The organism is Acinetobacter gandensis, assembly GCF_001678755.1.
GTDB lineage: Bacteria > Pseudomonadota > Gammaproteobacteria > Pseudomonadales > Moraxellaceae > Acinetobacter > Acinetobacter gandensis.
Genome location: NZ_LZDS01000012.1, coordinates 281,529 through 293,766 on the forward strand (window position 1 = coordinate 281,529; position 12,238 = coordinate 293,766).

At 41.0% G+C, this 12,238-nt stretch carries 9 protein-coding genes and 2 rRNA genes; 6 read left to right on the plus strand and 5 right to left on the minus strand.

Annotated features, from left to right (window positions below):
- The first annotated feature begins 171 nt into the window (after positions 1–171).
- The 6 genes from mdtD to A9J31_RS06435 all read left to right on the plus strand — a co-directional run bounded on the left by mdtD (position 172) and on the right by A9J31_RS06435 (position 6,596).
- Positions 172–1,563 carry a multidrug transporter subunit MdtD gene (gene mdtD / locus A9J31_RS06410; protein WP_067763212.1) on the plus strand — a complete coding sequence of 464 codons (1,392 nt, stop codon included), beginning with the start codon at positions 172–174 and terminating at the stop codon, positions 1,561–1,563.
- Positions 1,564–1,641: 78 nt separating this feature from the next.
- Positions 1,642–2,424 (plus strand): glycoside hydrolase family 25 protein, encoded by a 783-nt coding sequence (locus A9J31_RS06415; protein WP_067763216.1) that lies wholly within the window; start codon positions 1,642–1,644, stop codon positions 2,422–2,424.
- Positions 2,425–2,515: 91 nt separating this feature from the next.
- Complete coding sequence (locus tag A9J31_RS06420; protein WP_067763218.1) at positions 2,516–3,556, plus strand: MBL fold metallo-hydrolase; 1,041 nt, start codon at positions 2,516–2,518, stop codon at positions 3,554–3,556.
- Between the two features lie 22 nt (positions 3,557–3,578).
- Entirely contained in the window at positions 3,579–4,634 is a 1,056-nt protein-coding gene (gene dinB / locus A9J31_RS06425) for a DNA polymerase IV (RefSeq protein ID WP_067763220.1), read from the plus strand.
- 260 nt (positions 4,635–4,894) lie between these two features.
- Complete coding sequence (shiA, locus tag A9J31_RS06430; RefSeq protein WP_067763222.1) at positions 4,895–6,211, plus strand: shikimate transporter; 1,317 nt, start codon at positions 4,895–4,897, stop codon at positions 6,209–6,211.
- A 28-nt stretch (positions 6,212–6,239) separates the two neighbouring features.
- A complete protein-coding gene (locus tag A9J31_RS06435) occupies positions 6,240–6,596 on the plus strand; it encodes a RidA family protein (protein ID WP_067763224.1) in 357 nt (118 codons plus the stop codon).
- Positions 6,597–6,689: 93 nt separating this feature from the next.
- On the opposite strand, the gene A9J31_RS06440 is transcribed toward A9J31_RS06435, so the two are convergent.
- The 5 genes from A9J31_RS06440 to A9J31_RS06460 all read right to left on the minus strand — a co-directional run.
- Positions 6,690–7,235: a DUF2726 domain-containing protein gene (locus tag A9J31_RS06440; RefSeq protein WP_067763226.1), complete on the minus strand. Its 546-nt coding sequence runs from the start codon at positions 7,233–7,235 to the stop codon at positions 6,690–6,692.
- A gap of 532 nt (positions 7,236–7,767) precedes the next feature.
- Entirely contained in the window at positions 7,768–10,176 is a 2,409-nt protein-coding gene (locus A9J31_RS06445; protein ID WP_067763228.1) for a YgiQ family radical SAM protein, read from the minus strand.
- A 186-nt stretch (positions 10,177–10,362) separates the two neighbouring features.
- Positions 10,363–11,562, minus strand: a complete 1,200-nt coding sequence (locus tag A9J31_RS06450; RefSeq protein ID WP_067763230.1) for an MFS transporter — start codon at positions 11,560–11,562, stop codon at positions 10,363–10,365.
- Between the two features lie 146 nt (positions 11,563–11,708).
- Positions 11,709–11,823: ribosomal RNA gene (rrf, locus tag A9J31_RS06455) — 5S ribosomal RNA — on the minus strand.
- A gap of 188 nt (positions 11,824–12,011) precedes the next feature.
- A 23S ribosomal RNA gene (locus A9J31_RS06460) occupies positions 12,012–12,238 on the minus strand; the annotation flags it as partial.

The window sequence follows — 12,238 nt, forward strand, 5'->3', positions numbered from 1 at the left end:
TTAGTTCATCTTTTATAAAAATATGAACAATTTATAAACACTAGATTGCATCATCATGAAGCTTTCATTACAGTTTTCTTGCAAGGGATCAATGCAATGATGAAAAGCTTTTACTACAACCCGAACTGAATATTCCTTTAAACTATTTCAAAACCTTCACTTTATAAATATATGAATAGCACGCCAACTCATCAGGCTTTACAACCCGAATTCAGACTCTTGGTTTTGCTGGTGTCCATTGGTTTTTTCATGCAAGGGCTCGACACCACCATTGTCAACACTGCAATTCCAGCAATGGCACGTAGCTTAGGCGAAGATCCGCTACAAATGCACAGTGTGGTGGTGGCCTATGTGTTGTCCGTTGCAGCATGTATTCCTTTAAGTGGTTGGTTGGCCGATCGTTTTGGGGTACGAAATACCTATTTCAGTGCCATTATTATTTTTACCCTCGCGTCATTGGGCTGCGGCATGGCCAATAGCCTGAATGAACTGCTGTTTTATCGTGTAATACAGGGTATTGGCGGGGCGCTGCTCTTACCCGTTGGGCGATTGGCCATGCTTAAAGTCATACCACGCACGCAGTTTTTATCAGCGATGAGCCTGATGAGTCTGGCGGGTTTAATGGGGCCTTTGATTGGACCGACACTCGGCGGTTGGATGGTCGAAGTCGCAAGTTGGCACTGGATCTTCCTGATTAATATCCCGATGGGACTTCTTGGTGTGCTCATTACTTTTAAAGCCATGCCTAATGTTACCGAACCAAGTGTGCAGCGTTTTGACTTCTGGGGCTTTATTCTACTGGTGGTCGCCATGGTGGGCTTATCTCTCGGCATTGAAAATTTTGCCAGCCCTCACCTGCCGCTCTGGTGGAGTTTAAGCTTAATTTTTGCTGGCATAGCGGCATGTACCATTTATGCTTTTCATGCGCACACCCATGCCAATGCCCTATTTAGAAGTAAACTATTTAAGAATAAAATTTATGCCATTGGCATTGTTGGCAATTTCTTTGCCCGTCTCGGTGGCAATGCCATGCCTTTTTTAATTCCACTCATGCTGCAAGTGGCTTTTGGCTTCGAACCGTTCATTACCGGTTTATTGATGATCCCGACTGTGCTCGGGTCATTGGCCTCCAAGCCGATTATTCGCCAAATCATTCAGCGCTTTGGTTATCGCAAAGTCCTGTTGGTTAATACCTTTTTAGTGGGTGCCTGTATCTGTAGTTTTGCTTTATCTACTGCGGAAACGCCAACGTGGTTACGAGCTCTACATTTCTTTATTTTTGGTATCTTAAATTCCCTCCAATTTGTTTCGATGAATACGCTGACGTTGAAAGACTTACCGCAACAAGATGCCAGCAGCGGCAATAGTTTTTTATCCATGATTATGATGGTTTCAATGAGTATTGGTGTAGCGCTTGCAGGTACTTTGGTGAACCTATTTACTGCTTACTACGGTGCAGATCAGATGGTCTCTGCTTTCCATACCACGCTGATTTTATTGGGCTGTATCAATTTAATTACTGCTGCAATTTTCTGGCAAATTCCAAAAGATGTAGCCGTCTAAGCTGCTCTTTGAAGCGATCTAGATGACAACACAGGTAGGTGCGCGTTATGATCAAAACTGAGTTCCGGACACATTTCCATGCCTAAGAAAACCAAAGCCAAACATAAAAAATTTGATTTGAAAAAATACAGTCCAGTGATTGGCGGTGTGGGTGTCGTGGTGATTGCAGGTCTCAGTTATCTCGCGCTAATGCCTCATCGACCTGCATCTGCTGAGGAATATCCTGTCAAAGGTTTTGATGTTTCCCATCATCAAAAAGAGATTCAATGGTCAAAGATCTCTCCGCAACGCTATCAATTTGTCTATTTAAAAGCTACAGAAGGCGGTGATTTTAAAGACACCAAGTTTCAAGAAAATTGGCTAAAAGCACGTGAAAGAGGGTTTCTTGTTGGCGCCTATCATTTTTATCGCTTATGTCGCGATGGTAAAATTCAAGCCGACAATTTTATTGACTCTGTCCCCAATAAAGCCGATGCCCTGCCCCCAGTCATTGACTTAGAATATGATAGTAACTGCATCAATACCTATAGCAAAGAACAACTACTCAAAGAAATTAACGACATGCATGACCGGTTACATCGGCACTATGGTAAGCAACCTATTTTTTATACCTCAAAATCATTTTATAACATTGTCTTGGCTGGTGAGTTTCAAAAAACACCGTTGTGGGTACGCGAATATAAGAGCTTGCCAGATTTAAAAAACAATCCAAAATGGTTGTTTTGGCAACATACCAATCAAGGTGAGATCAGCGGCATCCCAACAACGGTCGACTTAAATGTGTTTTATGGTTCACAAAGCCAATGGAATAGCTTTTTAAAAGCCAATGGTCTGGAGCATGCCATTCAAACTGAAAAATAACATTCTGACGGTTTAAATAAACGGCTGCAGATAAAAGCATAAAAATTAGCACTAAAATGAAGAAAAAATAGAAAATTAAGGACGATTCAATATGGGGAAAAGAAAAATATGGGCTTATTGCATCTTGAGTATCATCGTGAGTTTAAGCCTTGCACTGCTGTATTTGGTTCAACCATCAGGGCAACTCAAAACCTTTCAGCCTTGGATCTATCAAGCGCATCAAGACCATAAAATGCCTCATTATCAGGTTAAATTTTTCGGTGTTTCGACATTATTATTTGATGATGGCAAGCAGCAGGTTTTAGTGGATGGTTTCTTTAGTCGCCCATCTTTGGCAACAACCTTTTTAAAAAAAATTGACAGTGATGCGTCCAAAGTGGATCAGATCATCCAATCACACAATTTAAAACGTACGCAAGCCATTCTGGTCACACATTCACATTATGATCATGCGCTAGATGTCCCATTTCTCGCACATCAACTGAGTCAGGCCAAAATTGTGGGCTCTAACAGTACACTCAATATCGCCCGTGGCGCCAATATCCCCGAGACACAATTACAACGGGTTCAAGCTTGGCAGCCGATGAAGTTTGGTGCATTCACAGTCACTGCTATTCCGTCTCAACACACACCTCCTACAGTGGTAAATAATGATCTTGGAGAAGAAATTACTACACCGCTAACGTTACCGACCCGTTTTCCCAGTTTTAAAGAAGGTGGCTCCTTTGATTATTTAATTCAACATGGCGAACATGTGAGTTTGGTCAAAGCCAGTACCGGAGCAATACCAAAGCAATTTCAACATTTAAAAGTCGATACCTTGTTTTTAGGCATTGCGCAACTTTCCAAGCAATCTGAACAATTTCAACAAAATTATTTAAAGGAAACCTTGGCAACGCTACAACCCAAAACAGTGATTCCAATACATTGGGATAACTTTTTTACTCCAATTGAACCGGAACTTGAGTTTTTACCTCGCTTCGCCGATAACACGCCAAAGAGTTTAAATCGATTAATTCAAGCAGCAGAACAACAACATGTACAAGTCGTTTTACTGAGTCAACCTGTGTCGTTTGGGCTGAAGCACGAGCTATTGAGCAAGATCAGTCTATGCGATACTCAATTGTGTTAGTTAAACCAAACATAAAGTGAGCATGAGGAAAATCATACATATCGATATGGATGCTTTTTTTGCGTCAGTCGAACTACGTGACCGGCCTGATTTGAAACACCTCCCTGTGGTGGTGTCCTCACATCATCCACGTGCAGTGATTTGTGCAGCATCTTACCCTGCACGTGAATTTGGTTTGCGTTCTGCAATGTCGATGTCACAGGCACGCAAAATCTGCCCACAGGTGGTGGTAATTGAACCCAATTTTGAAAAATATCGGGCTGTGTCTGCTCAAATTCATCAAATTTTTCGCCGTTACACACATACGATTGAACCGCTTTCATTAGATGAAGCCTATTTGGATGTCACTGAAAACTTTCAACATGTGCCGAGTGCCACAGAAGTTGCAATGCGGATTCAAGCTGAAATTTTTCAAAGCACAGGCTTAACAGCTTCAGCCGGTGTTGCGCCAAATAAGTTTCTAGCCAAAGTGGCCTCCGACTGGCACAAACCCAATGGCATCTGTGTGATTAAACCCACGCAAGTTTTAAACTTTATTCATGATTTACCCCTAAAAAAGATACCGGGTGTAGGAAAAGTCATGCAAGAAAAGCTCAAAACATTAGATCTTGCCACATTGGGAGATTTGCAAAAAATTGATGAATCTGTATTAATTCATCATTTTGGTAAATATGGGCGGCAGCTGTTTTTATATGCCCAAGGTATAGATGAACGCCCTGTTCAAGCCGAACGCGAACGTCAGCAAATTTCTAAAGAAACCACCTTCGATGATGATTTTACTCTCGAACAATGCCATAGCTATTGGCCTAAATTAATTGACCAAGTCTGGCACAGTTTGGAGAAAAAGCAGCTTACTGCACGTGGGGTATCTGCAAAATTAAAGCTCAAAAATTTCCAAGTTCTACAGCATAGTAAAAGCTTTAAAACCCCGCTCACCTCAAGAGATGATTTGGTACAAGTCATCCAACAATTATTAAATGAGATGTCAATTCCCCCAGAATTACAATTTCGGCTGATTGGGGTCGGTGTCTATCAATTGGCCGCACATGATGCTGAAACACAGCTTTCACTACTTTGAAAGGCTCATTTTATTTTGACCTACATTTAGTTCAGCCTCGCCACATTGCATAAGTTTTAGCCATAAGAACAAATTTAAATCAATTTACTATTCACAAAACATAAAATTAGAGTACTCTATCAGCGCAATACATTATCCGTGTATGCGCTGAGATGCTAAAAATCACCTTTACTTTTAGCATGCTGTCCTGTGATTGGCGTGACGATCAAATCCGAATATTACAGGGCAACTCTGTTGTCAATCATGGAATAATCCGCTGTATGCGTTCTGCAAACTCTGCTACACCCTCTCAAAATACTTCACAACCTCAAGAACAACGTGCACGTAAAGCAGCCCTAAGTAGCTTTGTTGGTGCTGTTGTTGATTGGTATGACTTTCTCCTCTACGGCATTGTTGCTGCACTCATCTTTAAAGATCAATTTTTCCCCAGTATTGGCAACAATATGGGCACACTTGCTGCGCTTGCCACTTTTGGAGTCGGCTTCTTATTCCGCCCATTAGGCGGCATTGTGTTTGGACACTTCGGTGACAAACTCGGACGTAAAAAGATGTTGGTGTTAACGGTTGTGCTTATGGGGATTTCAACCGTTGGTATCGGGTTATTACCGAATTTTGATGCAATTGGTTGGTGGGCACCCATTTTACTGGTCACGCTAAGAGCAATCCAAGGCTTTGCGGTAGGTGGTGAATGGGGTGGCGCTGCCCTGATGGCAGTAGAAAATGCCCCTAAAGGCAAGAAAGCATTTTATAGCAGTGGCGTACAGATTGGTTATGGCGTAGGACTAGTTTTAGCCACAGGTGCAGTATCGCTTATTATTGCCACTCTGGGTGAACAAGCGTTTGCTGAATGGGCATGGCGAATTCCGTTCATTGCTAGCATTGTACTGATTGCTATTGCCATGTGGATTCGACGTGATCAAGATGAATCAACTGAATTTGTAGAACAGGTGATAGAAGCTGATGCTAAGCCGAAAAAACTGCCGATTGTGCAAGCCATCACACAGCATCCTAAAGCGTTCTTCTACATTATTGCTCTACGTCTAACAGAATTACTGACCATGTATTTGGTCACCAACTTTGCACTGAATTATTCCACCATCCAATTAGGCATGGACAAGCAATTCTTCCTCAATATTACCTTAATGGTGGGTGCAATTAGCTGTTTCAGCATTCCCCTTTTTGCTTGGCTTGCAGACCGTTTTGACCATCGAAAAATGTGTGTTTTAGGCGGGTTAATTGGTGCTTTATCGGCCTTCCCATTCTTTATGGCACTCGATGCACAAAATACATGGATGATTATTATTGGCGCGATTTTATTGGCTAATATTGCTCATGATATGGTAGTCAGTGTACATCAGCCAATTTTTACTTCTTTGTTTGGTACAGCCTATCGCTACAGCGGTGCAGGTGTAGGCTATCAAGTCGCAAGTATTATTGGGGGAGGTTTTACTCCGATGATTGCTGCAGCGTTGGTCATTTGGGGTAATGGTTCATGGCAATATGTCGCTATTTATTTAGCCATTGGCTGCTTGCTGACTGCGGCAGTTGCTGCCATCATGCCTAAAACACAAGATTAATTGCTTAACGCTAATCAGGATCTCTTAGATGACCATACAACGCCTCCATGTCTCACAACGCTTTTCTGAAATTGCAATTTCAGGACAATTGGTACATTTGGCTGGTCAATTAGCATCTGACTTAGCGCTCGATATCCGCGGTCAGACGAAGCAAACCTTAGACATCATTGATCAATTTCTTGCCGATGCAGGAACAGATAAAAGCCATATCATGTCTGTGACGATTTACCTCAAAGATATTACACAAGACTATGCTGCTTTCAATGAAGTTTGGGACGCTTGGGTGGCTGACATTCAAGCACTTCCACGCACATGTGTTGAAGCTAAATTATATGATCCACGTGTACTCGTTGAACTAACCGTTGTCGCAATAAAACCTGAATAAAATAAAATCTAAAATAAAAAAAGCATGCTCGAAGACATGCTTTTTTTATTTGGGCTGTATGCGTTCAACATACAGAGATATTCGAATAAAAAATCAATTTGAACCCATAATTTTGATTTTTTTACGCTCAAGATCCGAATACAAGTGGTACTTTTTTAAATCATTTACCACAACCAATGGTCGAGTTACAGCTTGATCATGAAGGAAATCTTCACGTAGCTGTACATACTCAGGAACATCATCATAACGAATCACGCGGTAACCAGCCAAAGACAACAACGCATCTTGATATTGGGATTGTTGCAGGCGTTTTAATACCATTGGATCATCCAAAGCCACAATAGCTTGAATCTGGTGTTGTTCATCTAATACAACAAAATCCGCCACCATATTGCGATATTTATTACGTGTACGGTAATACTTTGTGGTTAACAACGCATCAAATGAGACATGTGCCAATATCGTATGTTTCGGCAATATTTCTTTTAAACGCGTATACGTCAGTTGCTCATTAATATTGAAAATTGCACGTTGCTTGAGTGCGCTATCTTGCTGTCTACTATCATTCTCAAGGCTTTTCCAAGCCATTATGAGCATGCAGAAGAGTAAGATACTCCCAATTACTATGTATATAGTCATCTCATAATCCTTTATATTTCTTATATTTTTGGTATTAAACATACTTCTTATCGGGAAGCAGTATATAACCTCTATTATTTTTTTAATGTCCTATTAAAAAAAATAACTCTAACTTTCACACAATGTGTGTTTAATCTGACAAAAAGTTGCAAATGCTTTAATAGCTAACATCTCATGCCACTTCAGTTCAGAGTCAAAACAGTATCCCGCCTGTTTATTGTTACTTTAGATCATTCAATAAAATCTCAGCAAGTGCATTTAGTATCACTGTCCGACAATTCCGATAAGCTGTAATTTTATGCTAGCAATTCAGTAAGATACTAAAATTAAATATACATTTTTCCTTGTAACACAATATTATTTCAGCTGAAAATTCAGGACGATCTCGCCATTCACCCATCTAATTTATTTGCCAACAAATCGTTTTATACAGAACTTTCACTGACAAAATCCGCCACAATTAACTTTCATACCCATATTCGCCATAAAAAAAGACACCGAAGTGTCTCTTTTTATCTATTTCTATGCCTTTTTAAGCACGCGATTTCGGTTTTGATTTCCCTTTGGGTTTCGGGCCACCAAATGGTTTTTTAGCATCGCCAGTTTCACGCGGTGGCAAACCCGTATGCTGAGTTAAGATTTGACCACGCTCAGGACGCTTCTTGGTATTTGAAGGACGTGATTGCGCAGCTTTGCCGCGGTTGCCTTGTTCGCCTGTACGTTTTGCAGAATCACCTGCAAGTGTCGAATTCTTTTTACGCGCAGACTGATACTGCCCTTCAGCACTACCCGCAGGTTGATAAGTCGGAATCAAATGCTGTTTTGAGTTACCGATCAAATCTTGGCGACCCATTTCTTTCAAAGCTTCACGAAGCATAGGCCAGTTATTTGGATCATGGTAACGTAAGAAGGCTTTATGCAAACGACGACGCTTCTCACCTTTCACAATATCCACTTGTTCGGTGTAACGTGCCACTTTCGCCAGTGGATTTTTACCTGTGTAATACATCGTTGTTGCAGTTGCCATTGGTGATGGATAGAACGTCTGTACTTGATCGGCACGGAAACCATTCTTCTTCAGCCAAATTGCAAGGTTCATCATGTCGTAATCCGTCGTTCCCGGATGCGCTGCGATGAAGTAAGGAATTAAGTACTGCTCCTTACCTGCTTCCTTACTGAAACGATCAAACATTTGTTTGAAACGATCATAGGTACCAATACCTGGCTTCATCATTTTATTGAGCGGGCCTTTTTCGGTATGTTCAGGTGCAATCTTGAGGTAGCCACCCACGTGATGCGTTACCAACTCTTTCACATATTCAGGGTTAAGTACAGCAAGGTCATAACGTAAACCTGAACCAATCAAAATCTTTTTAATACCTGGTAATGCACGTGCTTTACGATACAACTGCGTCAACGGAGCATGATCGGTATGTAGGTTTTGACATACACCTGGGAATACACACGATGGCTTACGACAGTTCTTTTCAATCTCAGGATCTTTACATGCCAAGCGGTACATGTTCGCTGTAGGGCCACCTAAGTCAGAAATAATACCGGTAAAGCCAGGTGCAGTATCACGAATCTTTTCTACTTCACGTAAAATTGATTCTTCTGAACGGTTTTGAATGATACGACCTTCGTGTTCCGTAATCGAACAGAAGGTACAACCACCGAAACAACCACGCATGATGTTCACAGAGAATTTAATCATGTCAAAGGCAGGGAAACGTGCTTGGCCATAAGCTGGATGTGGCAGACGTGCATATGGCAAATCAAACACATAATCCATCTCTTCCGTGGTTAACGGAATCGGCGGTGCATTCAACCAAACATCACGTTCTCCATGCTTTTGCACCATGGCACGGGCATTTCCCGGATTAGTTTCTAAATGCAAAATACGGTTGGCATGAGCATATAAAACAGGATCTTGCGATACTTCTTCAAATGCAGGTAAACGAATTACAGCCAATTCACGTGGTGGTAATTTGTGTTTAATGGCTTTTGATGCAGGCTGTAATTGTACAATTTGCGTGTCATTATCTAAATTGTCACCTTCACGTACAATTGGATTCGCCACATGCTCTTTTTGGAAACCTTGATATTGACTTAGGTCTTTACCTTGCTCAATTTCACAGCCTTCTAAGTCTTCAGTCATTACATATGGATTGATGATTGGATCAACGCGACCAACCGTATCCACATCATTCGATGCAATTTCTACGAACTTCGCTTTTGAGGCACGATTATGTTTATTGACAATAAACGCTGTACCACGAACATCAGTAATTTCGTGAATTTTTTCGCCACGTGCCAAACGATGCATGATTTCAGTGATTGAACGCTCACCATTACCGTACATTAATAGATCTGCTTTAGAATCCATCAATACTGAACGACGTACTTTATCTGACCAATAGTCATAATGCGCGATACGACGTAGTGATGCTTCAATACCGCCAAGTAATACAGGAACATCTGGATAGGCTTCACGCACACGTTGGCAGTACACAGTTGCCGCACGGTCTGGACGTTTATTTGGCTGATTGTCTGGAGAATAAGCATCATCTGAACGAATTTTACGGTCAGCCGTATAACGGTTGATCATCGAATCCATGTTACCTGCGGTCACACCCCAAGCAATATTGGGTTTCCCCAATACACGGAAGGCTTCAACATCAGTCCAATCAGGCTGGGCGATAATACCGACACGGAAGCCTTGCGCTTCTAAAGTACGACCAATAATGCCTGAACAGAAAGATGGATGATCGATGTACGCATCACCACAGACTAAAATAAAGTCACAACTGTCCCAACCGAGTTGATCCATTTCTTCGCGTGACATCGGCAAAAATGGCGCAGGGTCAAAACATGACGCCCAATATTTGTCGTAATCAAACAACGCTTTAGGCGCAGTCTGCATAGTATAAGCAGTAGACATGGCTAGCAATTCTCGGCTGGCAGATGATAGGAGATCTAAATTAGATCAAAGATGAAAGCCGATCATTTTACCATGAATTCCATTCATCTTGCTTGATTATAATTTATACAAATCCAACTAAGTAATTCAAATCTTTTATATGCCTTGGAATTCGGACCAATAAACATCATTCATTTCAAAATTAGATTATTTAATTGATTTAAGTCTAAGTGCTAAACAAAGACCAACGATTAAAATACAGCCAATAAATATGCTTAATCCAATCCAACCTGTTTTTTCCCAAACCATTCCACTGCCACTACCGAGTACACTTGATCCCATGTAATAGCTAAATAGATACAAAGATGAACCTACCGCTCGATATTGCAAAGATTGCACGGCAACCCAACTACTAGAGGTCGAATGCGCTGCAAAAAATGCGAATGTAAATATCAACAATCCAATTAAAACAGATATTAATGACGATATGAGCATAATGCTGATTCCAATTAGCATTAAAAAGAGCATTGCAATAAGTACATATTCACGCCCAAAACGTCTTCCCCACTGTGCAGCACGTGGTGAACTATAAATACCAGCCAAATAAGCAATTGAAATCAAGCCAATCCATGTTTGTGACAATTGAAACGGAGCATCTATGAGACGATAGCTCATATAGTTAAAGACCGAAACAAAACAGCCCATCAAAATGAATCCTTGCATGAATAGGATTCTGAGTTTTTTATCTTGAATATTTTTTATAAAAGAATGATAGAACCGATCTAAGCGTATTGGATAGGAAATGAAGTGCTTAGAAGCTGGCAGCAATCGTAAAAATGCGATAGCAATACATAGGTTTAATATACCGATGATCATCATTGCCGACTGCCAAGAAATATAGTCAATCAATACACCAGCAATTAGCCGTCCACCCATCCCACCAATAGCAGTTCCTGAGATATATAAGCCCATCGCAAAACCAATATCTTTTTGCGCAATTTCTTCACCAATATAGGTCATGGCAACGGCGGCAACACCACTTACACTTAAACCAATCAGTATACGATTAGCTAAAAACACCTCCCAAATGGGAAGCAGCGAACTTAAAATTGAAAGTAGTGCTGCTAGAAATAAAGCACAAACCATTACAGATTTTCTTCCATAACGATCTGAAATGAATCCTGTAAATAGCAGCCCTGTAGCGAGTGCAATGGTCGAAAAAGAAAGTGGAAAACTACTATGGGTCGGACTTACTTTAAAAAACTCAGCAAAAATCGGCATCATCGGTTGTACACAGTACAAAGATGAAAAAATGGCAAAACCTGCTAAGAATAGGGAGAATAAAATCGCAAGAAATGAACGTGAACCATACTCAATATAGCTTTGCTCATCGGCTGAAGTAGACATAAGCTTTCCATTTTAGATGGAAACAGTATAGCCCTCTCTAGAATTGAATAGAGGATGTATTTGTATAATGCCTACTCCCCTTATCTATTTTTAAGGCATAAAAAAATCCCCCTATCTCATAAGAGTTAGGGGGATTTCGAATAATGAGCTGGCGATGACTTACTCTCACATGGGTAACCCCACACTACCATCAGCGCTAAGAGGTTTCACTTCTGAGTTCGGGAAGGGATCAGGTGGTTCACTCTTGCTATTGTCGCCAGCACAACTGTTATGGACTTGTTCGGGTCTTATTTAACTGCTTTACAGTGTATGCCTTACTTCGTACCAAATAGAATTCATTAACAGATTATTTGAGTTGCATATAATGTTCTTAAGCGTTCACTAAATCAAGTTATTTTGCTTAATATCGAATCAATTGAGCTTAAATACAACAACTGTTTGGGTGTTGTATAGTCAAGCCTCACGAGCAATTAGTATTGGTCAGCTTCATGCGTCACCGCACTTCCACATCCAACCTATCAACGTCGTAGTCTTCAACGGCTCTTTAGAGGAATAAATTCCTAGGGAAATCTTATCTTGAGGTAGGCTTCCCGCTTAGATGCTTTCAGCGGTTATCCCTTCCGAACATAGCTACCCGGCGATGCGACTGGCGTCACAACCGGTACACCAGAGGTTC